Source organism: Roseovarius sp. ZX-A-9 (assembly GCF_028369135.1).
GTDB lineage: Bacteria > Pseudomonadota > Alphaproteobacteria > Rhodobacterales > Rhodobacteraceae > Roseovarius.
Genome location: NZ_JAPWHW010000007.1, coordinates 148,587 through 171,628, shown reverse-complemented (window position 1 = coordinate 171,628; position 23,042 = coordinate 148,587). Strand labels below are relative to the sequence as shown.

Annotated in this window: 22 protein-coding genes; 16 read left to right on the top strand and 6 right to left on the bottom strand. The window is 63.7% G+C overall.

The window, feature by feature from the left end; translation table 11 throughout:
- The first annotated feature begins 2 nt into the window (after window positions 1-2).
- The 10 genes from O3306_RS09135 to mnhG all read left to right on the top strand — a co-directional run bounded on the left by O3306_RS09135 (window position 3) and on the right by mnhG (window position 9,766).
- Window positions 3-929, top strand: a complete 927-nt coding sequence (locus O3306_RS09135) for a 3-keto-5-aminohexanoate cleavage protein (RefSeq protein ID WP_272006029.1) — start codon at window positions 3-5, stop codon at window positions 927-929.
- A complete protein-coding gene (locus O3306_RS09130; protein ID WP_272006027.1) occupies window positions 926-1,408 on the top strand; it encodes a GNAT family N-acetyltransferase in 483 nt (160 codons plus the stop codon). Before O3306_RS09135 ends, O3306_RS09130 begins: the two co-directional genes overlap by 4 nt.
- Window positions 1,405-2,427 carry a histone deacetylase family protein gene (locus O3306_RS09125; protein ID WP_272006025.1) on the top strand — a complete coding sequence of 341 codons (1,023 nt, stop codon included), beginning with the start codon at window positions 1,405-1,407 and terminating at the stop codon, window positions 2,425-2,427. Before O3306_RS09130 ends, O3306_RS09125 begins: the two co-directional genes overlap by 4 nt.
- Complete coding sequence (locus O3306_RS09120) at window positions 2,424-3,515, top strand: NAD(P)/FAD-dependent oxidoreductase (RefSeq protein ID WP_272006022.1); 1,092 nt, start codon at window positions 2,424-2,426, stop codon at window positions 3,513-3,515. The genes O3306_RS09125 and O3306_RS09120 overlap by 4 nt, the downstream gene beginning before the upstream one ends.
- A 222-nt stretch (window positions 3,516-3,737) precedes the next feature.
- The gene (locus tag O3306_RS09115; RefSeq protein ID WP_272006019.1) at window positions 3,738-6,623 is read left to right on the top strand and encodes a monovalent cation/H+ antiporter subunit A; all 2,886 of its coding nucleotides are present in this window, start codon (window positions 3,738-3,740) and stop codon (window positions 6,621-6,623) included.
- A 1-nt stretch (window position 6,624) separates the two neighbouring features.
- The gene (locus tag O3306_RS09110; protein ID WP_272006017.1) at window positions 6,625-6,990 is read left to right on the top strand and encodes a Na+/H+ antiporter subunit C; all 366 of its coding nucleotides are present in this window, start codon (window positions 6,625-6,627) and stop codon (window positions 6,988-6,990) included.
- Entirely contained in the window at window positions 6,987-8,594 is a 1,608-nt protein-coding gene (locus O3306_RS09105) for a monovalent cation/H+ antiporter subunit D (protein ID WP_272006014.1), read from the top strand. The genes O3306_RS09110 and O3306_RS09105 overlap by 4 nt, the downstream gene beginning before the upstream one ends.
- Before the next feature lies 1 nt (window position 8,595).
- Window positions 8,596-9,096: a Na+/H+ antiporter subunit E gene (locus O3306_RS09100; protein WP_272006012.1), complete on the top strand. Its 501-nt coding sequence runs from the start codon at window positions 8,596-8,598 to the stop codon at window positions 9,094-9,096.
- Window positions 9,093-9,380, top strand: coding sequence for a K+/H+ antiporter subunit F (locus O3306_RS09095; protein ID WP_272006009.1), 288 nt, complete (start codon window positions 9,093-9,095; stop codon window positions 9,378-9,380). The genes O3306_RS09100 and O3306_RS09095 overlap by 4 nt, the downstream gene beginning before the upstream one ends.
- A complete protein-coding gene (mnhG, locus tag O3306_RS09090; RefSeq protein WP_272006006.1) occupies window positions 9,377-9,766 on the top strand; it encodes a monovalent cation/H(+) antiporter subunit G in 390 nt (129 codons plus the stop codon). The genes O3306_RS09095 and mnhG overlap by 4 nt, the downstream gene beginning before the upstream one ends.
- 127 nt (window positions 9,767-9,893) lie before the next feature.
- Here mnhG and O3306_RS09085 read toward each other — a convergent pair whose 3' ends face one another.
- From O3306_RS09085 to O3306_RS09070, 4 genes are read right to left on the bottom strand one after another with little or no spacing between them, the layout of a single operon-like run.
- On the bottom strand, window positions 9,894-10,808 hold the full coding sequence (locus O3306_RS09085) for an alpha/beta fold hydrolase (RefSeq protein WP_272006004.1): 915 nt from the start codon (window positions 10,806-10,808) through the stop codon (window positions 9,894-9,896).
- 15 nt (window positions 10,809-10,823) lie between these two features.
- On the bottom strand, window positions 10,824-11,846 hold the full coding sequence (locus O3306_RS09080; RefSeq protein ID WP_272006002.1) for a TRAP transporter substrate-binding protein: 1,023 nt from the start codon (window positions 11,844-11,846) through the stop codon (window positions 10,824-10,826).
- A gap of 32 nt (window positions 11,847-11,878) precedes the next feature.
- Complete coding sequence (locus O3306_RS09075; protein ID WP_272006000.1) at window positions 11,879-13,189, bottom strand: TRAP transporter large permease; 1,311 nt, start codon at window positions 13,187-13,189, stop codon at window positions 11,879-11,881.
- Window positions 13,186-13,707, bottom strand: coding sequence for a TRAP transporter small permease subunit (locus O3306_RS09070; protein ID WP_272005998.1), 522 nt, complete (start codon window positions 13,705-13,707; stop codon window positions 13,186-13,188). Before O3306_RS09070 ends, O3306_RS09075 begins: the two co-directional genes overlap by 4 nt.
- 134 nt (window positions 13,708-13,841) lie before the next feature.
- Here O3306_RS09070 and O3306_RS09065 point away from each other — a divergent pair, with 134 nt between their 5' ends.
- Complete coding sequence (locus O3306_RS09065; protein ID WP_272005996.1) at window positions 13,842-14,330, top strand: MarR family winged helix-turn-helix transcriptional regulator; 489 nt, start codon at window positions 13,842-13,844, stop codon at window positions 14,328-14,330.
- A gap of 15 nt (window positions 14,331-14,345) precedes the next feature.
- Here O3306_RS09065 and O3306_RS09060 read toward each other — a convergent pair whose 3' ends face one another.
- Both O3306_RS09060 and O3306_RS09055 read right to left on the bottom strand, forming a co-directional pair.
- Window positions 14,346-15,275 carry an isocitrate lyase/PEP mutase family protein gene (locus tag O3306_RS09060; protein ID WP_272005993.1) on the bottom strand — a complete coding sequence of 310 codons (930 nt, stop codon included), beginning with the start codon at window positions 15,273-15,275 and terminating at the stop codon, window positions 14,346-14,348.
- Window positions 15,272-15,940 carry a GntR family transcriptional regulator gene (locus O3306_RS09055; protein ID WP_272005991.1) on the bottom strand — a complete coding sequence of 223 codons (669 nt, stop codon included), beginning with the start codon at window positions 15,938-15,940 and terminating at the stop codon, window positions 15,272-15,274. Before O3306_RS09055 ends, O3306_RS09060 begins: the two co-directional genes overlap by 4 nt.
- 186 nt (window positions 15,941-16,126) lie before the next feature.
- Here O3306_RS09055 and acnA point away from each other — a divergent pair, with 186 nt between their 5' ends.
- From acnA to O3306_RS09030, 5 genes are all read left to right on the top strand, one after another.
- Window positions 16,127-18,787, top strand: a complete 2,661-nt coding sequence (acnA, locus tag O3306_RS09050; protein ID WP_272005989.1) for an aconitate hydratase AcnA — start codon at window positions 16,127-16,129, stop codon at window positions 18,785-18,787.
- Window positions 18,784-20,142: a dihydroorotase gene (locus tag O3306_RS09045; protein WP_272005987.1), complete on the top strand. Its 1,359-nt coding sequence runs from the start codon at window positions 18,784-18,786 to the stop codon at window positions 20,140-20,142. The genes acnA and O3306_RS09045 overlap by 4 nt, the downstream gene beginning before the upstream one ends.
- 11 nt (window positions 20,143-20,153) lie before the next feature.
- Window positions 20,154-20,873, top strand: a complete 720-nt coding sequence (locus O3306_RS09040; protein WP_272005983.1) for an isochorismatase family protein — start codon at window positions 20,154-20,156, stop codon at window positions 20,871-20,873.
- Between the two features lie 172 nt (window positions 20,874-21,045).
- Window positions 21,046-22,230: an FAD-dependent oxidoreductase gene (locus O3306_RS09035; RefSeq protein ID WP_272005982.1), complete on the top strand. Its 1,185-nt coding sequence runs from the start codon at window positions 21,046-21,048 to the stop codon at window positions 22,228-22,230.
- 1 nt (window position 22,231) lies between these two features.
- Window positions 22,232-23,041, top strand: a complete 810-nt coding sequence (locus O3306_RS09030) for a maleate cis-trans isomerase family protein (RefSeq protein WP_272005979.1) — start codon at window positions 22,232-22,234, stop codon at window positions 23,039-23,041.
- Window position 23,042: the final 1 nt, after the last annotated feature.

The window sequence follows — 23,042 nt, the reverse complement described above, 5'->3', positions numbered from 1 at the left end:
AAATGTCCGAAGCGATTATCACCTGTGCCATCACCGGCTCTATTCATACGCCGTCAATGTCGCCCTATCTGCCCTACACTGCCGACCAGATCGCAGAGCAGGCGATCGGCGCGGCCGAGGCGGGGGCTGCGATCCTGCACCTGCATGCCCGCGATCCCGAAAATGGCCGCCCTTCGGCCGACCCGGCCCACTGGCGCGGGTTTTTGCCCCGCATCAAGGCGGGCACCGATGCCGTGATCAACATGACCACTGGCGGCAGCGCCGTGATGAGCCTTGATGACCGGCTCGCCGCCCCTCTGATGGCGGCCCCCGAGATGTGCAGCCTGAACATGGGCAGCATGAATTTCGCGCTCTATCCGATGGCGGCGCGCCGGGGTGACTGGCTGTTTGACTGGGAAAAGCCGTTTCTGGAAAATTCTGACGATCTGGTGTTCAAGAACACGCCGCGCGACATCACCCGCATCCTGACCGATCTTGGTCAGGCGCGTGGCGCGCGGTTTGAATTCGAATGCTACGATGTCAGCCACCTGCATATGTTGCGCCACTTCATGGATCGAGGTCTGGTGCAGGGGCCTGTATTCCTGCAATTCGTCTTCGGCGTTCTGGGCGGAATCGGGGCTGATCCCGACAACCTGCGACACATGAAACTCATGGCTGACAAGCTGTTGGGAGAGGACTACATGTTCTCGGTTCTGGCGGCGGGGCGTCACCAGATGCCGATGGCGCAAATGGCGGCCGAGATGGGCGGGCATGTGCGCGTCGGGCTGGAGGACAATCTGAGCATCGCCAAGGGCCAGTTGGCGCGCTCGAATGCGGAACTGGTAGAGAAGGTGCGCGGCCTTGTCGAAGAGACGGGCCGCCGCCCGGCAACGCCCGCCGAGGCACGGGCGATGCTGGGGCTGAAAGGGGCGGACAAGACGGCAATATGACAAAGGTTCACTTCAGGATCGCGGAGCGCCGCGATGCCGGGCAACTCAACATCGCGCTGGCGGCGCTTTCGGCGGATATCGGCGACGAACACCGCGCCACGGGGGCCGATCTTGTCGAGGCGGGTTGGGGGGGGCAGCCCGTCTTTCGCGCGCAACTGGCCGAGGCGGAGGGCGCGCTTGTTGGTGCCGTGCTCTATTCCCCGGTCTATTCCACCGCGCGCGGCTGTGTCGTGGTCTATGTGGCCGACCTGTGGATCGCGGCCACGCAGCGCGGCTCCGGGCTGGGGCGGAAAATGCTGCGCGAAGTGATGCGCGACGCCGCGCAGATGTGGAATGCGCGCTGGATGAAACTGACGGTTTACGATACCAGCCCCGCGGCGAGACGATTTTATGACCGGCTTGGGTTCCAGCCGGCACATGGGAGCACCGAAATGTATCTGGACGAGGCCGGATGTGCGGCACTGGGCGGGGACGCATGAAAGCATTCTTTGACGACCGGCAATGGGCGCATGATCCGAAGAGCTTCATGGCCAATGGCGCGTTTTTGCCCAATCCCGAACAGCCGCGCCGGATCGAGATCCTGCACGCGGCGGCAGAGGCTGCGGGTTGCAAGTTTGCGCCGCCAGAGGATGCGGGGCTGGGCCCGATCGCGGCGATTCACACGGCAGAATACCTGACCTTCCTGCGCAACATCTACAAGAGATGGCAGCGGATCGAGGGGGCAGGCCCCGAAGTGATCCCCGGCATCCATCCGGCAAACCGCACTGACGGCTACCCCAAATCCGCTGTCGGGCAGGCGGGCTGGCACCAGGCCGATACCGCTTGTCCCATCGCGGCCGGGACTTGGGAGGCCGCCTATTGGTCGGCGCAAAGCGCGGTCGCGGGGGCCGATTTCATCGCCGAAGGGGCGCGCGCGGCCTACGTTCTGTCACGCCCGCCCGGGCATCACGCCTTTGCCGATCTGGCGGGCGGATTCTGTTTCCTGAACAATGCTGCCATCGCGGCAGAGCGGCTGCGCGCCGCTGGGTTGCGCCCCGCGATTGTTGATGTGGACGTGCATCACGGCAATGGCACGCAGGGCATTTTCTACCGGCGCGGCGACGTTCTGACCGTGTCGATCCATGCCGACCCGGCGCGGTTCTACCCGTTCTTCTGGGGGCATGCGCAGGAACGCGGTGAAGGTGACGGGGTGGGCGCCAATCTCAACCTGCCGCTGCCACGCGGGACCGACGACGCGGCGTTTCTCAAGGCTCTGGACACCGCGCTGGAGCGCGCAGACAGCTTTGGCAGCGATGTGATCGTGGTGGCGCTGGGCCTTGATGCATCCATCGACGACCCGTTTCAGGGGTTTGCAGTGACGCAAGACGGCTTTGCCCGGATCGGGACGGCCTTTGCGCAGATCGGCTTGCCGGTGCTCTTCGTTCAGGAGGGCGGTTATATATCGGACACGTTAGGTGCGAACCTGACACAGGTGCTGGAAGGGTTTGGTGCAGCATGAGTACGGCAGATGTCATCGTGATCGGCGGCGGAATCGCCGGGGTCAGTGCGGGGGCCGAGATCGCCGCAGACGCATCGGTGCTGCTGCTCGAAGCAGAACCGCACCTAGGCTACCATTCCACCGGGCGCTCGGCCGCGATTTTCATCCGCAACTACGGCAACGCGACCTTGCGCGCGCTGAACGCGCTGGCTGCCCCGGTCTTTGAGAACCCCGAAGGGATCGCCGATAGGTCACTGCTGTCGCCGCGCGGCGAGTTGCTGTTGGCGACCGAGGCCGAGATGACCACGCTGAAAGAATATACCACCGGCGCCGAAGGGCTGGACCTGTTGAGTGCGGCAGAGGCCGTCGCGATGGTACCGATCCTGCTGCAAGAGCCGATCGCCGCTGCAACCTACGAAAACGACGCGCAAGACATTGACGTGGATCGCATGCTGCAGGGGTATCTGCGGCTTTTGCGCGGGCGTGGCGGGCGGGTCGTGACCAGTGCGCCGGTGACAGCCGTGACGCACGCGCAGGGCGTCTGGCAGGTGACGGCGGGCGGCAATGTGCACAGCGCACCGATCGTGATCAACGCCGCCGGGGCCTGGGCCGGGCAGGTGGGGCAGATGGCCGGGGCCGCCCCGATTACACTGACACCCAAGCGACGCTCCGCCGCTCTTCTGCCCGCACCGGACGGCTATGATACCGAGCGTTGGCCGCTTTTTGGATCGATTGGGGAAACCTGGTACGCCAAACCTGACGCGGGCCGCCTGATGGTCAGCCCGGCCGATGCCGACCCGATAGAGCCGCATGATGCCTGGCCTGACGACATGGTGCTGGCCGAGGGGCTGCATCGCTATGAATGCGCTGTCACGGTCCCTGTGACGCGGGTTGAACGATCATGGGCAGGGCTGCGCACCTTTGCGCCGGACGCTACGCCCGTGGTCGGGTTCGACACCCAGGCCGACAATTTTTTCTGGCTGGCGGGGCAGGGTGGCTACGGGGTGCAAACCGCCCCCGCGCTGTCGCAGATTGTCGCCGGGGCGCTGCGCAACAAGGCCGTCGTGCCTGACGCGCTGCTGCGCGCATTGTCGCCCGCAAGGTTCTGAATTGTCCGCATCCCGGCGGCCAGCTCAAACCGAGCCGGTCGCACAGGGCCAGATTTCGCATGATGCCCGGCGCAGGCGGTTGCCTGCGGCGGCACAACGGGATTCGAGAAAAGTAAGCTATTCGGACAGTATTGTGACATTTTCTTTCGGTTTCACTTGAGCCTGCCTCCAGTTTGGAAGACAAACCGTTGAACCTTCCGACCCAAAGATCAGGTGATCGTATTGTCTCTATTGCTCATCGTCGCATTTCCCTTTCTCGGCGCTCTTCTTCCGGGATTGATGAATTCGGCGGGCAGACAAGCCTGCGCTGGCGTGACATTCATGGTGTCGCTGCTGGCCTTTGTCGGGCTGATGTCGCACATCCCGGCTGTCTTTGCCGGTGAGGTGATCACCGCGCGTTTCGACTGGCTGCCGCATCTGGGGCTCAATTTCACCCTGATGCTGGACGCGCTCGGGTTTTTCTTTGCGTTCTTGATACTTGGTATCGGTATGCTGATCATCGCATATGCCCGTTTCTACCTCGCACGCGAAGACAACATGGGCGAATTCTTTACCTATCTGCTGCTCTTTCAGGGCGCGATGGTGGGGATCGTGCTGAGCGATAACATCCTGTTACTGCTGATTTTCTGGGAATTGACCTCGCTTTCGTCCTTCCTGCTGATCGGGTACTGGAAACACCTGCCAGAGGGGCGGCAGGGCGCACGTATGGCGCTGGTGGTTACCGGCATGGGCGGCATGTCGATGATAGGGGGTATGCTGATTCTGGGCCAGATCGTCGGCAGCTATGACCTGAGCGTGATCCTGCAAAACCGCGATCTGATTCAGGCCGATCCGCTTTATGTCCCGGCGCTCTTGCTGATCCTGATGGGCTGTTTCACCAAATCAGCGCAGTTTCCGTTCCATTTCTGGCTGCCACACGCGATGGCAGCACCGACGCCGGTCAGCGCATATCTGCACTCTGCCACGATGGTGAAAGCCGGGATTTTCCTGATGGCGCGCATGTGGCCGGTGCTGTCGGGCACACCCGAATGGGTGATGATCGTTACCACCGCCGGGCTGATCACCATGGTGCTGGGCGCGCTGATCGCGCTCTTCAAACACGACCTCAAAGCGCTTCTGGCCTTTTCCACCGTGTCGCATCTGGGGCTCATCACCATGCTGCTGGGCACGGGCACGGCATTTGGCGCGATGGCGGCGGTGTTTCACATCCTCAACCACGCCACGTTCAAATGTGCGCTCTTCATGGTTGCCGGGATCGTCGATCACGAGACGCACACGCGCGACATCCGCCGCCTTGGCGGGCTGCGGTATCTGATGCCCATTACTTTCGTGATTGCCACGCTGGCGGCGCTGTCGATGGCGGGTATTCCGCTGCTCAACGGCTTTCTGAGCAAGGAAATGATGCTCGAAGAGACGCTGCACACCACGCTTTACGGCACGCCCTGGCTGGTGCCGGTTCTGGCAACTGTCGGCTCGCTGCTGTCTGCCGCCTACTGCTTTCGCCTCATCGGTCATACCTTTCTGGGGCCAAAGCGCGATGATTACCCGTCGCCTCCGCATGATCCGGGGTCCGGCATGTGGCTGCCGCCCGCGATTCTGGTGGTGCTGGTCGTCGCCATCGGCGTTGCCCCATTTCTGGCCGAGCCGTTCATCAAGCTGGTGACTTCCGCGGTTCTGGGCGACGCCGCGGCGCTGCCCGAGGCACATCTGAAGATCTGGCACGGTCTGGGGACGCCGCTTTACATGTCGATCGTGGCAGTCGTGGGCGGCCTGGTCGTTATGGCGCTGTTCACGCCGCTCCTGCGGGCTTGGGATGCCGCCCCACGCCCCGAAGCGAAGGATATTTTCGACCGCATCATCGGGGCTTCCGTGGCGCTGGCGCGCGCGGCGATCCAGCCCCTGCATGACGGGGCGTTTACCCGCTATGGTGCGATCATGGCACTGACGGTGCTGGCGGCGGGATACTACGCTTGGGCAACCGGGACATCGACGCCACCCACACGCGCAGTGCAGATGCCCGGCGCCGTGCCGATCATCGGCTGGCTGATGCTGGTGGCGGCGGCGGTGGGAATGGTACTCTTGCACCGCAACCGTCTGCTGTCCCTGATCCTGATCGCCATCGTCGGGTTGATGGTCTCCATCGGCTTCGTGTTCCTCAGCGCACCCGACCTTGCGATGACCCAGATCACGGTCGAGGTGGTGACGATCATCCTGCTGTTGCTGGCGCTCAATTTCCTGCCCAACCGCACGCCGATCGAGAGCAGCGTGCTGCGCCGCACCCGCGACGGCATCATCGCCCTGGCGGGCGGTGTCGGCGCGATGGGGCTGAGCTACTTCTTTTTGCTGCGCGAAGCGGTCGCGACGCCGATTTCAGAGTTTCACCTCGCCAACTCCTACAAGGGCGGCGGCGGCAGCAATGTGGTCAACGTGATCCTCGTGGATTTCCGGGGTTTTGACACCTACGGAGAGGTCATCGTGCTGGGGATCGCGGCATTGCTGATCTACGCGCTGACCGAGACGCTGCTGAGTAGCCCGGTGCGTGCCCGCCTGCTGAATCGCAAGCCCGACCAGCCGCGGTCTGGCGACATGCATCCGACGATGATGGTGGTGCTGACACGGGTGATCATGCCCGTGGCTTTGATGGTCGGTTTCTATATCTTCCTGCGCGGCCATAACGAGCCGGGCGGCGGTTTCATCGCCGGGCTTGTGGTGTCGATCGCCGTGGTGATGCAGTACATGGCCAGTGGCTACAACTGGGCCTCGGCGCGGCAGCGCTATCCCTATCATGGCATTATCGGGTCCGGTGTCCTGATCGCCGGGTTGACCGGGATCGGGTCGTGGTTCGTGAGCAAACCGTTCCTGACATCGGATTTCGGCTATGTGCGCATCCCGCCCTTTCACAAGTTCGAGCTGGCCACGGCGGCGCTGTTTGACCTGGGCGTATTCCTTGGGGTTGTCGGCGCGGTGATGCTGTCACTCGAAAGCTTCTCGCGGCTGGCGCGCCGCGCGCACATGACCGAAAGCGAGCACGCGATGGATATCGACCCCTCCCGTGATGACCAGCCGCCAGAAGCGACAGCGGCTTCAGACGCCGGGAAGGAGGTGTAGCATGGAATTTCTCGTTGCCTCCGCCGTTGGTGTGCTTACCGCGACCGGGCTTTACCTGGTGCTGCGCCTGCGCACGTTCCCGGTGATCATGGGCATGTCACTTCTGACCTATGCGGTGAACGTGTTTCTCTTCGCGTCGGGGCGGCTGACGATTGGCGCGCCGCCGATCCTGCAAAACGGTGTCGAAACCTATACCGACCCTCTGCCGCAGGCTCTGGTGCTGACCGCGATCGTGATCTCCTTCGGGATGACGGCGGTCATCGTGATGATCGCGCTGGGGGCCTATCTGGGGTCGGATGACGATCATGTGGATGACCCGGCCGAGGATGACACGCCCCAGGCGCAGCCACAGGAGGATCAGGCATGAGCCACTGGATCATCCTGCCCATCGTGCTGCCCGCGTTCCTGGCGCCGTTCATCGTTCTGGCCGCACGCTATCACATCGGTATCCAGCGGGCCGTGTCGGTCGCAGGCGGGTTGGCGCTGGTCGCGATCGCTGCCGGGCTGGCCTGGCAGGCCTCCGATGGAACGATCACGCTCTACCAGTTGAGCGATTGGGCCGCGCCTTTCGGCATCGTGCTGGTAGGCGACAGGCTTTCGACGCTGATGGTGCTGCTGACGGCGGTGCTGTCGCTCTTCGTGCTGCTATATGCCATCGGCTCCGGCTGGGATGAGCGTGGGCGCCATTTCCATGCGCTCTACCAGTTCCAGCTCATGGGGATCATGGGCGCGTTCTTGACGGGCGACCTCTTCAACCTCTTCGTGTTTTTCGAGGTGCTGCTGATCGCGTCTTACGGTCTGATGATCCATGCGGGTGGCAATGTGCGGCTGCGGGCGGGCGTGCAATATGTGCTCTTCAACCTGCTCGGCTCGACCCTGTTCCTGTTCGCGCTCGGCTCGATCTACGCCGAGACGGGCACGCTCAACATGGCTGATCTGGCTGGACGCGCGCAGATGATCGGTGCGGATGCAACCGCGGGCATCCGGATTGCCGCCGTGTTGCTGTTATTGGTGTTCGCGATCAAGGCGGCTGTGGTGCCGCTCCATTTCTGGCTGCCCTCCAGCTATGCCGAGGCCCCGGGGCCGGTGGCGGCGCTATTCGCGATCATGACAAAGGTCGGGGCCTACGCCATCATCCGCGTATTCACCATCGTCTTCCCGCCCGATCTGTCTGTGACGGCGGATCTGCACGGGGCGTTGCTGTTGCCTGCGGCGCTGGTGTCGCTGACCATCGGGATGGTTGGCGTGCTGGCCGCGCGCAAGCTTGACCGGCTTGTCGCCTTCTCGGTCATCGGCTCCATGGGGATGGTGATGGTCGCGATCTCGCTGTTTACACAGGTCGCGATCGCGGCGGCGCTCTATTACATCGTGCATTCGACACTGGCGGCGGGGGCGTTGTTCCTGATCGCTGATCTGGTGCGGGCAGGGCGGGCCGATCTGGAACTGCGCGCCCAGCCCCCTGTGGCCGGCGCGGCGCTGACGGCGGCGGCGTTCTTTGTCGCGGCCATCGCGATGGTGGGTCTGCCGCCGCTTTCGGGATTTGTCGGCAAACTGCTGATCCTCGATGCCGCCTATGGCACGGAGCACGTGATCTGGATCTGGGCGGTTGTCCTCAGCGTCAGCTTGGTCAGCCTCGTCGGCTTCTCGCGTGCCGGCAGCGTCATCTTCTGGAAGGCCGAGGGCATCGAACGCCCCGAGGAGGCCGAGGTCACACCGCGCCCTGCCGGGCTGTCCTATGTCGCGGTCGGCGGCCTGCTGGGATTGCTTGCACTGCACACGGTCTTTGCGGGTAAGATATATGACTACATGGATCGCACCTCTGCCCAGCTCTTTGCGCCCGCGCCCTATATCGCAAAGGTGATCGGAACGCCCGGCAAGATGACCCGCCCCAAGCCCGAGAAGGTCGAGGGCACGGACAAGGCGCTTACGGGCGATGGCGAAACCGATGCCCAGCCAACAGAGGAGCATTGACATGACACGTGCCTTTCGCTGGCTGTTCCCGCACCCATTGCTGACCCTCCTGCTGGCGGTGGTCTGGACCCTGCTGCAAAACGGAGTGACAGCGGGGATGGTGGTCTTTGGCCTCATTCTCGGGATCATCATCCCCAGGATCACCGCGGCTTGGTGGCCCGACATCCCCAGCAGGTTTCACGTCGGGCGCATGATGTCCTATATGGTTCTGGTGCTCTGGGACATTTTGGTTGCCAACGTGCAGGTGGCCTGGATCGTGCTGACGCGGCCCAATTCCAAGCTGCGCCCCGCCTGGGTGGTCGTGCCGCTTGATCTGCGCCAGCCCGAGGCGATCACGGTGCTGGCAGGCACGATCACGCTGACCCCCGGCACGGTGTCCACGGATCTGTCGAGCGACGGGCACAGCCTGCTGGTGCACACGCTGGACACCGACGACCCCGACGGGGTGCGCGACGAGATCAAACAGCGCTACGAGCGTCGCTTGAAGGAGATTTTCGAATGAGCCTTGCAACCGATTTCATGGACATCGCCCTGATGATTGCCTTTGTCGCCGTTGCGCTGGCGCAGCTCTTGTCGATGATCCGGGTCGTCATCGGGCCGAACACCGGGGACCGTATCCTTGCGCTGGATACGATGGTGGTGAATGCGATCGGGCTGATCGTCTTGCTGGGCATTTCGCAGGGCACGCGCATCTATTTTGAAGCGGCGATGATCATCGCGATGCTCGGTTTCGTGTCCAGCGTCGCCTATGCGCGGTTCATATTGCGGGGGGATATCATAGAATGACGATTGAACTCATCGCCGTGGTCGCCATTGGTGTCTGCCTGCTGATCGGCGCGTTCTTCATGTTCGTGGGCGTGATCGGGATGCTGAAGTTCAACGATTCCATGACACGCCTGCATGCGCCGACCAAGGTCAGCACGATGGGTGTCGGTGCGTTGCTTCTGGCCTCGTTCATACATTCCTACACGTTCGGGGACGGGTCTTTGATCCAGCTGCTCGTGATGGGATTCCTGTTCGTCACGGCACCGATCTCGGCCAACTTCTTTGGCAAGGTCAACCTTCATCACGGCTCTTGCGAGCCACCGCCTAAGCCGATTCAAGATGAAACATGGGCAACTCTGAACGTGCCCGAGGCGGATCGCGAGATTGTCGTGCAGGAAGACGCCTGAAGCGTTTCGCGAGTTTCGGTTTGCTGCGAAATGCCTTGGCCAATAGGTCGGGCATCGACATGGATGGCGAGGTGTAGCGTAAGGCCGGATGGCAACTGGCTCGCAAGGCTGCGCGATCAACGGCAGATCAGGTCGCCCCCAGCGCGGCCAGCCCCGCTTCCAGGCATTCCGGCCCATGCCGGTCCATCATCAGCATATGGCTGCCTCCGGGGCCCACGTCTGTCGCCGTGTCGATAAGGTGGGCAGCACCGCCCGTTTGCGCAATCTGGTGGATCGCCTGCCGCCAGTCTGCGGCACGCCGGATCCATTGCGGCGCGGTGTCCAGGAAATCTCCGGCCAGCAGGGCGATTGGGCAGGGCAGGCCGATCTGGGGCTGCGCCGAAGGTTCCACCGCCAGGATACCCGCGACGGCACCGGGCCGCTCTCGGGTAGCGTCAAGCGCGATTTCGCCGCCCTGGCTATGGCAGATCAGCGTGGCCCGCCCGAGCCGGTCCAGCAGCGCAACCAGCCCCGCCACCTGCAGCGCAGAGGTGTTCAGCCAGCGGGGCACCAACTGGCGACAGAAGGTATCGAAATGGTCGACGGGAAACTGCTGCCCGGCAAAGGTCCGACGCGCTGCAAACGCCTCGGGGGCGCCAAATCGAAAGAGCGACCAGGCCTCTTCGGCGGACCGCAGGATCGGCGACTCGTCCCAGATACCCGCCGCAAAGCCCGAACGTCCGCGTTCTACCAGATCGATGACATGCACCGTATGACCGCGATCCAGCAGCAGGTGCAGCCAGCCGGGGCGCCCGTCCGGCGTCGTCTCCCAGGTGGAGCCGTGCATGCCGCCGCCGTGGATCAGCACCATCGGCGGCGCGTCGCGGGCGTGTTCGGGGACGAAATACTGCACATAGGTCTGACCCACGCAGAACTGCCCGCGCGGGTCGTAGGTGTAGCTGGCCGAGCGGGTGAACTGAACCTCGCGCGGCACGCCTGCGGTCACGCGGTGGACGTGCCCGCCCACCGTGTAGCTGCCAAAATCGTGCAACGTGTAGGCCATGCCCCGGTTCCTTGATCAGTCGAGCGCCGAAAGCGCCTGATACTCGCGGTACTTCTCGCCATAGGCGCGGTAGCTGTCGATCACCCGCTTGAACATCTCGTCCTCGGCGGATTTCTCAGCATAGACTTCCTCGGCGGCACCACGCAGCGCGTCCAGCACGCTGTCGGGGAAGCGCGCGACGGTCACGCCGTTTTCGCGAAATTCCTGCAAGATTTCGCTCTGCGCACCGGCCGCGACGCCCAGCGTGTAGAGGTTGATGTCGTTGCAGCCCACTTCGATGGCGGTGCGCTGGGCATCGGTCAGCGCGTCCCATTTACCCTTGTTCATGTAGAACTCGATAAAGCCCGCTGGCTGGTGCCAGCCGGGGAAGTAGTAATTCTTGGCCACCTTGTCGAAGCCCAAAAGCTTGTCCACCAGCGGAAAGCTGAGCTCGGTCGCATCAAGTCGCCCGGTTTCCAGCGACGTGGATATTTCGCCCACCGGCAGGGACATCGCATTTGCCCCCAGACGGGACAGGATATCGCCGCCCAACCCGCCGATGCGGATGTTCAACCCTTGCAGGTCTGCGGGGCTATTGATCTCTTTGGTGTACCAGCCGCCGGCCTCGGACAGGATGACGCCGCAGGCCATCGGCACCAGATCGTAGGGCGCATAGATCTCGCGCCACAGCTCCAGCCCGCCGCCGTGATTGAGCCACGAGATGTATTGCAAAGGCTCCCCACCAAACGGGACAGAGCCAAAGAGCGCAGCGGCCGGTTCCTTGCCGCTGGCATAGGCGGCAAAGGACCACGCGGCGTCGATGGCACCGACGCTGACATTGTCGAAGATCTCGAAGGCGGGCGACAGTTCTCCGGCGCCGAGATGCTTGAACTCGACTGCCCCATCGGTGAGCGCCGCGACATTGGCCACGAAGCGGTCGGCGGCGGCACCAAGCACCGGCAACGTTTTGCCAAACGCGCTTTGCAGGGTGTAGCTGTCGGCGGCGGCCGGCAGCGCGAGGGTGCAGGCGGCAAGTGCCGCGAAGGTGGTCTTGATCATGGTTGGTCCTCCCGTTGGAATTTTGTCGTTTGTCAGAAGCCGATGACGATGGCTGGCAGCGCCATCAGCAGCCCCATTGCCAGCAGTTGCAGTCCGATGAAGGGCAGCACGCCGCGATAGATCTGGCCGGTGCTGACACGGTCACCGACCGCGCCGCGCACGTAGAATAGCGCAAAGCCAAATGGCGGCGTCAGAAACGAGGTTTGCAGATTTACGGCCACGAGGATGCCGAACCAGATCATCAGATCCTCGCCCACCAGCCCATTGCCGAAATCGAGCGCGGCGATGACGGGGGCGAATATCGGGATCAGGATCAGGGTGATTTCCAGCCAGTCGAGGAAAAACCCGAGCAGGAAGATCGACGCCATGATCACACCCATCACCACCCAGGGGCTGGTGCCGAACTGGCCCAGGCCGGATTGGATCATCTCATCCCCGCCGACGCCGCGAAACACTGCGGCAAAGCAGGTCGCACCGATGATCACCAGCGCGACCATTGATGTTGTCGTCACCGTGTCGCGGGCCGCATCCATCAGCATGGCGATACTGAAGCGGCGATAGATCAGGGTGACGATGACCGCTCCGAATGCGCCCAGCCCGCTGGCCTCGGTCGGGGTGGCCAGCCCGCCGATGATCGACCCGAGCACGCAGATGATGAGAACCAGCAGTGGCGCTACGTCCACCAGCAGCGCGGCAATGCCACCGCGCCCGTCTTGTGCTGCGGCCTGCCGGGGCAGCTTGCGTGCGCGCCGCAGGACATATGCCCCGTAGAGCGCGACCAGCAACAGGCCCGGCCCGATGGCACCCGCGAACATCGCGGGAACCGAGGTTTGCAACTGGTCGCCCAGCACGATTAGCATCACCGAGGGCGGAACAAGGATCGCCATCGTGCCCGATGCGGCGATCAGCCCGGCGCTGGTAGGGGTATCGAACCCGGCCTCTTGCATCCGGGGCAGGGCCAGCAATGCCAGCAGCACCACCGACGCCCCCACCACACCGGACGAGGCCGCCAGCAGCAGCCCCACGACCAGCACCGATATCCCCATGCCGGCGGGGGAGCCGCCCAGGGCACGCTGCGCGCCCTTGAGCGAGCGCTCCGCGACGCCGGATTTCTCCAGGATCAGCCCCATGAAGATGAACATCGGGATCGCCACGAACAGCCAGTTTGACAGCACGTTGGCGTAGATCCGGCTGATGATCAGCTTGAAGAACGCCACCGGCAGGTCCGACACCAGGATAAACAGCGCCGCAGTGCCCGCCAGCACCAGCGCCACGCGATAGCCCGATATGATGCCCAGCATCGTCAATGCGGCCATCGCCAGCGGCAGGGCGAATTCGCTCATGATGCGCGCTGTCCGCGGATCAGCCGACCGGCCTCCCACAGGATTGCCAGCGCCAGCAGGCCAAGCCCGAAGGGCAGCACCAGCTTGATCAGCCAAAGATCATCAAGGCCGCCATTGCGCGACCCTTCGCCGGAACGGTAGGCACGCATGGCGAAATCCCAAGCGGCGGGCAGGGACATGACAAAGAACGGCAGCGCAAAGATCACATGGCCCGCCCCGTCGATGCCGCGCCGTGTGCCGGGCCGTAGCTGTGCATAGATGAAATCCACCCGCACATGCCCGTCGCGGATCAGAACCGCGCCCGAGGGAACAAGGCAGATCAGCGCGAAGAGGTGCCATTGCAGGTCGAGCAGCGAATTCAGGGTGATGCCCTTGCCAAGAAACATGACGCTCTGGCCGAATGTTATCAGGGGGTTGATGTCGAAAAAGCTGCAGGCGACCTGCAGCACAACACAGAGCATGAGCGCGATCAACAGCACCGCCAGTGCGTTCAGCATCGCCTGCCCCAGCGATCTCATTCCTGCCTCCAGCGGCATGCGCGATCCTCCCCGATCTTGGGAGAGCCTAGCGTGAATTTGCTCCACACGGAACTAATTTATTTCCATGTGGAGCGAATTTTGTGCATAGTCAGGTCCAAAAGGCAGGAGACACCATGAAGCTGATCGACATATTGGACGCGACGCCGCTCCCCATCGGCTACCGGATGGCTTTTCTGACCAATTTCATGCGCGAGCCCTTGCTGCGCCGCATGGAACGCGAATTTGGGTTGATCCGGCCTGAATGGACCGTGTTGATCTGTCTGGTCTACCGCGACGGGCTGAGTTCGAGCGACATCTGCGAGGTCACCGAACAGCCCTCGAACACGATCAGCCGGGCGGTGTCGTCGCTGCTGGCCAAGGGGATGATCAGCCGCCGGGTGGACGCAGCAGATGGCCGCCGCAAGCTGCTGTTTCTGGAGCCGCCCGGGCGGATGCAATATGACGTTGTGATGGCGTGGTTCCAGCAAGCCGAAGAACACCTGACCGCGACGTTGAGTTCGGATGAGCGCGATCTGCTGGAGAAACTGCTGGACCGGATGGGCCACGACGTGCCGCGCTGGCAGCAATTGCCGCCCTACAAGCCCGAGACACCCGAGGGCTGAAGGCGCCCCTCGGGCTTAGCCGACATCCACCCCGTCAAGGTCATTGTAGCGCGCTTCCAGCGCCTTCATTTCCGGCTGGCCCATCAGGGCCCAGATGTCCTCGATACTCGACAGCAAATCCGGCCGGTGCATGATTTCGCCGGTTTCCACCGTTGTCTTGAGCAATCCCAGTGCGTTCTCCATCGCCGACAGGGCGGCGGCAGGCAGCAGGCGCGGCAGGGTCACGCGCCGCACGCCGATTTCAGCCAGCCGGGCAAAGGGGATCAGCGGCGTCGTCGGCCGGTTGCGGATGCCAAAGCCCATGTTGACCGATACCGGCACCGGTACGGCATCCACCAGCGCCTTGATCTGATCCTCGTCGCCGATGGCGTCGGCAAAGATCATGTCGGCGCCGGCGCGTGCATAGAGCTGCGCGCGACGGATCGCGGCCTCCAGCCCTTCGACGGCAATAGCGTCCGTGCGCGCCAGCACCACGAAATCATCGTCGCGGCGCGCATCACAGGCGGCTTCGATCTTGCGGGCCATTTCGCGCATGTCGATCACATCCTTGCCCGCCATGTGGCCGCAGCGTTTCGGGCTGACCTGATCTTCGATGTTGACGCCCGCCACGCCCGCCTCTTCGAACTGCCGGACCGTGTGCAGCACCGTGACCGGATTGCCATAGCCGGTATCGGCATCGGCCATGACCGGGATCGACACCGACCGCGCGATCATGCGGCAGGCATCGACGTTGTCGGTCAGGCCCATGATCCCGACATCCGGCACGCCAAGCCGCGAGTTGGACAGGCCCGCACCCGTAGTGCAGGCCGTCTTGAACCCCATCTTTTCAACCACCCGGACGCTATAGCCGTCAAAAACCCCGGGCGAGACCAGCAGGTCACTGCCGGCCATCAGTTCGCGCATGCGGCGGGTGGGTTTGACGGGGGCGGTCTTGATCATGTTCATCGGGCATCTCCTTTGGCGATAGCCGCCAGCGCTGTCGTTTCTTTGGCCAGCAGTTCCTGCAATGATTTGGTGGCGCGCAGGATATGCGCGCGCATCAGTGATTCCGCGAGGTCCGCATCGCGTGTCTTCATCGCGCGCAGGATCTGCCAGTGTTCGGCATAGGCGTTTTCCCGTCGGCCCGGCATGTCGCCCGATCGCGCCCTGTAGAGGCGCAGAAGGTAATAGAGCTCATCGCAGAGCAGCGCACGGATGCGCGCGTTGCCGCTGCCTTCGGCGATCCGGACGTGTACGTCGAGCACCTCGGCGCTGTCAGGGCGGGGCTGCGAGAAGTCAGCGACCAATTCATCGAGCTCGGCATCGCTCATGTTGAGCGTGGCCAGCCGCACCGACATGCCCTCGACGGCCTCGCGCAGCTGGAAAATCTCGATCATGTCCGAGACGGACAGCTCAACCACGCGGGCCTTGAGATATGGCTCCTTGATCACCAAGCCACGGCCCTGAAACTGCTTGACCGCCTCGCGTACCGGGCCGCGGCTGACGCAGAACCGTTCGGCCAGCGCGGCTTCGTTCACGACGCCGCCCAGCGGGATCTCGCCAGAGACAAGCAGATCGAATATCCTGTCAAAAACCTGGTTGACCAGTGTAGTTTGCTCTGGACGTGGCAAAGGGACACGGCTCCTGTCAACACTTTGGGCGAATTTACCCTGTTAACTCAACTAATAGCCGAGATATTGACGTCTCGCAAGCCTGCATTGATCAAAGTGTTGACACTTTGACATCCCGGTGTAATCTCCACCGTGAACTGACATGCAAGATGCGACCACCCGGGGAAGAGCTTGACCAAGCCGCAGATGCCACAGCTACGCGATTTTGCCGTGCCGGACGCCGAGCCCGCGCGTTGCGTCGATCTGCGCGCGCTGCTCAGCAATCGCGCGCGGCCCTTGCCATATTGCCTCAGGGTGGTGTTGGAAAACGTCGCGCGGCAGGCCTTGGCGGGTCGTACCTCTGCCGACGATGTGGCTCGCATTGCCGATTGGTCGGCGCAAGGCGCGCCGGTTTCGGCGGCGCTGGACGTCACGCGCCTCATCCTGCCCGATTCGAGCGGTCTGCCCGTACTGATGGATCTGGCGGCCGCGCGTGACGCTGCCCATGCGGCGGGTGCGCCGGTAGAGGCGGTCGAGCCGCGCGTGCCAATCACGCTGGTGGTGGATCATTCACTGATCGTCGATCGGGCGGGCCACCCGAATGCGGCGCAGCACAACCTGCTGGCCGAATACGCGCGCAATGCAGAGCGCTACAGCTTCTTCAAATGGGCGCAGCAGGGCTTTGCCAATCTCAGGATCGTGCCGCCGGGTGCGGGGATCATCCACCAGGTTCATCTGGAGCGGTTGGCAGAGCTGGTGCACATGGCGGACCTGCCCGGATACGGCCCCGTTGCCGCGCCCGAATTCGTGCTGGGCTGCGACAGCCATACACCGATGGTCAACGGGCTGGGGGTGCTGGCCTGGGGTGTCGGTGGCATCGACGGCGAGGCGGCCGCGCTGGGCCAACGTCACGTGGTGCGCATCCCGCGTGTGGTGGGCGTGCGTCTGACGGGCCGGTTGCCTGCGGGGGCGACGACAACCGATGCCGTTCTGACCATTACCGAGCGGTTGCGGCAGGTCGGCGTCGTCGGCGATTTTGTCGAGTTCTGCGGCCCCGGTGCGGCAGCTTTGACAGTTCCGGACCGCGCGACGATTGCCAACATGGCCCCCGAATACGGCGCGACGATTGGCTATTTCGCCATCGACGCGCAGACCATCGCCTATCTGCGCCAGTCGGGCCGCGCACCGGGCCATGTGGCGCTGGTCGAGGCCTATGCAAAGGCGGCAGGGCTCTATGCCGAAGAGGGCGCGCCAGAGCCCGAATATTCCGAATTGGTCGAGATCGACCTTGGCGCGATAGCCCCCAGTGTTGCCGGGCCGAAACGTCCGCAGGACCGGGTGCCGCTGACGCAACTCAAGGATGCCTTCGCAGCCGCGCTGACGGCCCCGGTGACCGAGGGCGGCTTTGGCCTGAGCGCCGAGCAGATAGCTCAGAGCGCCGGGAACGGCGCTGGCGGCACGCTGCGCCATGGCAGCATCGTGCTGGCGGCGATCACATCCTGCACCAACACGTCGAACCCGCATGTGATGATCGCGGCGGGGCTGCTGGCGCGCAACGCGGTGGCGCGGGGGCTGCGCGTGCCGCCCCAGGTAAAGACATCGCTCGCGCCGGGCTCGCGGCTGGTGGACGGCTACCTGGCGCGCGCTGGCCTGATGGCGCCGCTTGAGGCGCTGGGCTTTCACGTGGTCGGCCACGGTTGCACCACCTGCTCCGGCAAGTCCGGCCCGCTCAACCCCGGCGTGGCCGAGGCGGTGGAGGCGGGCGATCTGGTTGCCGCCGCGATCCTGTCGGGCAACCGCAATTTCGAAGGGCGCATTCACCCGCAGTGCCGCGCCGCCTATCTTGCATCGCCGCCGCTGGTGGTGGCCTTTGCGCTGGCCGGACGCATCGACATCGCGCTGGAGGATGAACCGCTGGGCACAGGCGCCGATGGCACGCCGGTTTACCTACGCGATATCTGGCCGGAGGAGGCTGAGATCGCCACACTGGTGGCCGACAGCCTGACGCCCGAACAGTTTCGCGAAAGCTATGCAACGGTGTTTGATGGGGCGGAGCTCTGGCAACGGCTCGCCGCGCCCGAGGGGCGGCGTTTTGCATGGGATGCCACCTCGACCTATGTGTGCAAGCCTCCCTTCTTTGACACGGATAATCCGCCCATGCCGGATGTGATCGACGGCGCGCGGGCGTTGCTCTGGGTAGGCGACTCGCTGACCACCGATCACATTACACCCAGCGGCGCGATTGCGCCCGACGGGTTGGCCGGGCAGTATTTGATCGCGCAGGGCGTGGCACCGCAGGATTTCAACGCGGTGACGCAACGCCGGGGTAATCACGAGTTCATGGCGCGCATCACTTTTGGTAACCCGAGCCTGCACAACCGGCTTGCGCCCGGCGCACCGGGCGGCATGACGCGGCTCGCACCGGGGGCTACCCCGGTGCCGATCTATGACGTGGCCCAGACATTGCGCGCGGAGGGAACGCCTGCAATCGTGCTGGCAGGGCGCGACTACGGTATGGGGTCGAGCCGGGATTGGGCGGCCAAGGGGCCAAAGCTTCTGGGCGTGCGCGCGGTGCTGGCGCAGAGCTTCGAGCGCATCCACCGCGCCAACCTGATCGGGATGGGCATTGTGCCGCTGATTTTTGCCGCCGGGCAGGGTGCCGACGCGCTTGGGCTCACGGGGTTCGAGCCGCTGAGCATCTCGGGGCTGCAAGCCGGCGTGACCAAGGGCGCGCCGGTCCGCGTCGAGGTCGAGGGCGTCGGCGCGCTCACGGTGCAGGTGGATATCGCAAGCGACGCCGAACGCGAATTGCTTCTGGCAGGCGGCATGTTTGCGGGACTGATGCAACGGCTGGAGGATGCGGCATGAGCTATGATCTGATCTTGAAGAACGGCGAGATCGTCTTTCCCGGCGAGGGTGTGCAGCGCGGATCGGTCGCGGTGCGCGACGGGCGGATCGCGGCCATTCTGGCGCCCGGCGAAGAGCTGCGCGCGACGCGGGTGATCGACTGCACCGACCGTTTCGTGATGCCGGGCCTCATCGACCCGCACACGCATATCGGCTTTGGCGACAAGGAAAGTGACTGGGATACCGAAACCCGCACCGCGCTGCTGGGCGGTGTCACGGGGCTGTTCAGTTTCTGGCGCAGCGATGATCTGAACGCCGCGACCGGGCCGTGGATCGACGGGGCCAAGGCACGTGCTGCGATGGATTTCGGGCTGCATTTCGGCGTGACCGCGACCCGGCATGTCGAGGAGCTGGCCGCACTCTCGCAACGGTTCGGCGTGACATCCGTCAAGGTGTACCTGATGTACAAAGGGGCGACCGGGGCCGCCAAGGGCTTTGGCGAAGTGGACGATGCGCTGTTGTTTCGCGCGCTTCAGGCGGGCGCGCGGATCAAGGGCGGCGTTGTTGGCGTGCATTGCGAGAATACCGAGGTGATCCCGGTATTTCGCGAACCCCTGAAGGCCGCCGGGCGCGACGACCTGCCGGTTTGGGATGAACAGTCACCCGGATTTCTGGAGACCGAGAACGTCTTTCGCGTGGCCTATTTCGGGGAAAAGACGGAATGCCCGGTGAACATCGTGCATATGTCCACCGTCGAAAGCCTCGATCTGGTGCGGCGGTTGCGCCATCCGGGCCGTGCGTCCATCCATGTGGAGACCTGCATTCACTACCTGTCGCTGACCAAGGACAGCGGCATCGGCAATCTGGGCAAGGTCAATCCGCCCTTGCGTAGTCAGGCGGATGTGGATGGTCTGTGGGAAGGGGTGCGCAATGGCGACATTACCACCATCGGGTCTGACCATGTGCCGCGCAAACGCGCCACCAAGGGGCCGGATATCTGGCAGGCGACAGCCGGTTTTCCCGGCATCGCGCAGATCCTGCCGGTCGCCATGCACGAGGGTTTCCACACGCGCGGCATCGCGATCGAGACACTCGCGGCGGCAACGTCCTCCAACGTGGCGGATCTATATTCGGTTCAGGGCAAGGGGCGTATCGCGCCGGGCCATGACGCCGATCTGGTGGTGATCGACCCCGAGGGCGAAACCCGCGTAGACGCCGCCAATTACCCTTCGCATTCGGACTACTCGCCCTTCGAGGGCATGACATTCCGCAGCAGCGTCACCCACACCATCTTGCGCGGGCAGGTTATGGCCGAGAATGGCCAGCTTGCCGAAGGCATCGGCGGCCTGGGCCGCTACCTGCACCGCGCCCCCTGAAAGGAGCCGACATGACAACACGCATCTGGGACAAGTTCCTGACCGAACATGACCGCGAAATCTACGAACTGGCCGGTTATGGCAAGCGCGCGGGCTTTGGCAAGCGCCCGGCACTTTTCATCATCGACGTGCAATATAATTTCTGCGGTGACGAGCCGGGGCAGAGCCATGCGGAGGGCGTCAAGCAATACCGCACCCATTGCGGTCCCGTGGGCTGGGAGGCGGTGCCACATATCGAGCGGCTGATGCATATCGCGCGAGCCAAGGACATCCCGATCTTCTACACCCAGTCCGAGCGCCGCCCGGACATGATCGACAGCGGCGTGCAAACGGGCAAGAGCCACCGGGGGCATGAGAAAACCTCGGTCGAGGGCACCCACGCCACGCAGACCGTCGCGCCCCTGGCGCCGCGTCCACAGGACATATTGATCGGCAAGCGCAAACCATCGGCCTTCTTTGGCACGCTGTTCATGAGTCATCTGAATTTCCTCGATGTAGACACCCTGATCATGACCGGCTGCACCTCTTCGGGGTGTTTGCGGGCGACGACGGTCGATGCCTATTCGTATAACTTCAAGACGGTGATTCCCGAGGAAGCGGCGTTTGACCGGTTCGAATCCAGCCACGCGATGAGCCTGTTCGATCTCAACTGCAAATATGCTGATGTCATCCCCACGGATGAGGTGGCGCGCTACCTTGAAACGCTGCCAGAGCCGCAGGCCGAAGGGTAGGGCGGTAAGGTATGGCGCATTCAGTGTTGACACTTGGGCGAGGTAAATGCCCAGAAAGTAAGCGTTGTGAGCTTTTATCGCCGAACTTCTGGCTGTTTCGGGTGACTTCCCCCAAAAGTGTTGACACTTTACGGGCGAGTGCTAGGGTTGATCAACTCTGGAGGGGCTATTGATGACGCGGCGTGATGAGCAGGATGTTATCGTTGTAGGGGCGGGACCGGTCGGTCTGGCGCTGGCTCTCATCTTGTTGCGGGCCGGGCATGCCGTCACCGTTCTGGAGAAGCGCGCCTCGGTAAATCTGCAATCCAAGGCCTCGACCTTTCACGCCGCCACGCTTGATCTGCTGGAGACACTGGGTGTCCTCGATCCGATGCGGCGTGAGGGTGTGCAGGTGGATCACGTCGATTACCTCGCACCCGATGGTGCGGTGCTGGCGCAACTGCCCTTCGATCTGTTGAAGGGCAGGGCCCGCAATCCTTTCCGGCTGCATTACGAGCAGGGTGATCTGACCCTCCTGCTTGCCGATCTGTTCATCAGCGAAGGCGGGTTGTTGTTGTTCAATACTGGCGTACGAGACGTACAACAGGATGCGGACGGCGTGACCGTAACCACCGAGGACGGCACCGAGCGGCACGCGGCCTATGCGTTCGGCTGCGACGGCGCCGGGTCGGCGGTGCGCGAGGCGCTGCGGGTCGGCTATGTGGAAAAACCCTATCCAGGCATGGTGCTGCGGCTCTATGCGGATCGGGACATGCGTGCGCAGTTCCCCGACCTTGGTGGAATTGCCTATCTGCATGCCGGCGAAGACACTTGCAGCCTGCTGGAAATGCCCGATTGCTGGCGCGTGGTGGTACGCGTCCCGGCGGGTGTGCCTGAGGCCGAGGCGATCACCGATGCCTGGATCACCGCGCGGCTGGAAAACCTGCTGCCGGTCGGCGAGTTGCTGGCCGATGTGACTGGGCGTGATGTCTATTACGCACGCCGCCGCGGGGCGCTGTCGGCCGGGGGACCGCGGGTGTTCCTGGCGGGCGATGCGCTGCACCTGACCAATACCAAGGGCGGGATGAATCTGAACGCCGGGTTGCATGACGCCTTTGCGCTGGGGCACGCGACGGCAGCGGCGTTGCGCACCAGCAGCACCGCGCCGGTGGAGCGCGCGGCTTGGGAGCGTGCGCGGGTTGCGCGCGACGTGCTGATCCCGCGCACCGACGAGAATATCGGCACCGGCATGGACCGGGTGAAACGCATCGCCGCATTGGCGCAAAACCCTGATCAAGCGGCGGAATTTTTGGTGAAACAGGCGATGTTCGATATGCTGGATGGCATCCCGGACACCGTGATCCGGGGGGAGGTGTAGCATGGGTGATATCAATGCGATGTGCCGCCTTGGCGTGATCGTGCCCCCGGCGAACCCGGCGGTAGAGCCGGAAATGCGCGTGCTGCTGCCCGAGAATGCGGCGGTGCATACCGCGCGCCTGCCGGTATTTCCGGGGACGACGCTCTATGAGCGCAACGCGCTTTACCTGGATGCCTACCCCGAGACATTGCGCGCCTTCGGCTCGCTCAGCCTCGATGCAGTCACGATTGCGATGACCGGTTCCTCCTACAGCCTGCTGCAGGCCGGTGATCGCGATATGTGCCATGCCCTCTCGGCGCAGGTCGGGGCGCCCGTCGTGACTGCGAGCCTTGCCATCGCCATCGTGCTGCAGGCGCTGGGCGCGCAACGCATCGCGATGATTTCTCCCTATCCGAAGGAACTGACCGAGAAGGCACAGGCCTATTGGGCCGATGCCGGGCTGGAGATCGTGCAGATCCATTCGATCTCGAAAGAGTTTCGCGCCTACGAGTTGACCCCCGACGACATTCAGGCCGCCGCCGCCCATATCGATGCCCGCGCCGTCGATGCGGTGATTATCAGCGGTACCGGTGCCAATACGCTGGCCGCGCTGGCCGCGCTTAACACCGGATCGCCCGCGCCGTTCTTGCCGTCGAACCTGTGTTCGGCTGTCGTGATGACCGCGCTGTCGGGGTTGCCGGTGCCGGATGCGTTGCGCGCCGCCCTGCCTGAGCATACGGCATGCGGCGATCCGCTCTGGGAACGGATCCGCAGCATCACGTTCGAGGCGGTCGGCCAGGTGTCCGAACCGACAAGAAGAGAAGAAGACTAAA

Bases quoted from the DNA above. Each gene is read 5' to 3' on its own strand.
- O3306_RS09095 (WP_272006009.1), top strand. From the start codon at position 9,093: ATGAGCCTTGCAACCGATTTCATGGACATCGCCCTGATGATTGCCTTT.
- O3306_RS09035 (WP_272005982.1), top strand. From the start codon at position 21,046: ATGACGCGGCGTGATGAGCAGGATGTTATCGTTGTAGGGGCGGGACCG.
- O3306_RS09110 (WP_272006017.1), top strand. From the start codon at position 6,625: ATGGAATTTCTCGTTGCCTCCGCCGTTGGTGTGCTTACCGCGACCGGG.
- O3306_RS09100 (WP_272006012.1), top strand. From the start codon at position 8,596: ATGACACGTGCCTTTCGCTGGCTGTTCCCGCACCCATTGCTGACCCTC.
- O3306_RS09130 (WP_272006027.1), top strand. From the start codon at position 926: ATGACAAAGGTTCACTTCAGGATCGCGGAGCGCCGCGATGCCGGGCAA.
- O3306_RS09045 (WP_272005987.1), top strand. From the start codon at position 18,784: ATGAGCTATGATCTGATCTTGAAGAACGGCGAGATCGTCTTTCCCGGC.
- O3306_RS09105 (WP_272006014.1), top strand. From the start codon at position 6,987: ATGAGCCACTGGATCATCCTGCCCATCGTGCTGCCCGCGTTCCTGGCG.
- O3306_RS09030 (WP_272005979.1), top strand. From the start codon at position 22,232: ATGGGTGATATCAATGCGATGTGCCGCCTTGGCGTGATCGTGCCCCCG.
- O3306_RS09080 (WP_272006002.1), bottom strand. From the start codon at position 11,846: ATGATCAAGACCACCTTCGCGGCACTTGCCGCCTGCACCCTCGCGCTG.
- O3306_RS09135 (WP_272006029.1), top strand. From the start codon at position 3: ATGTCCGAAGCGATTATCACCTGTGCCATCACCGGCTCTATTCATACG.
- acnA (WP_272005989.1), top strand. From the start codon at position 16,127: ATGCCACAGCTACGCGATTTTGCCGTGCCGGACGCCGAGCCCGCGCGT.
- O3306_RS09120 (WP_272006022.1), top strand. From the start codon at position 2,424: ATGAGTACGGCAGATGTCATCGTGATCGGCGGCGGAATCGCCGGGGTC.
- mnhG (WP_272006006.1), top strand. From the start codon at position 9,377: ATGACGATTGAACTCATCGCCGTGGTCGCCATTGGTGTCTGCCTGCTG.
- O3306_RS09040 (WP_272005983.1), top strand. From the start codon at position 20,154: ATGACAACACGCATCTGGGACAAGTTCCTGACCGAACATGACCGCGAA.
- O3306_RS09085 (WP_272006004.1), bottom strand. From the start codon at position 10,808: ATGGCCTACACGTTGCACGATTTTGGCAGCTACACGGTGGGCGGGCAC.
- O3306_RS09070 (WP_272005998.1), bottom strand. From the start codon at position 13,707: ATGAGATCGCTGGGGCAGGCGATGCTGAACGCACTGGCGGTGCTGTTG.
- O3306_RS09060 (WP_272005993.1), bottom strand. From the start codon at position 15,275: ATGAACATGATCAAGACCGCCCCCGTCAAACCCACCCGCCGCATGCGC.
- O3306_RS09125 (WP_272006025.1), top strand. From the start codon at position 1,405: ATGAAAGCATTCTTTGACGACCGGCAATGGGCGCATGATCCGAAGAGC.
- O3306_RS09075 (WP_272006000.1), bottom strand. From the start codon at position 13,189: ATGAGCGAATTCGCCCTGCCGCTGGCGATGGCCGCATTGACGATGCTG.
- O3306_RS09065 (WP_272005996.1), top strand. From the start codon at position 13,842: ATGAAGCTGATCGACATATTGGACGCGACGCCGCTCCCCATCGGCTAC.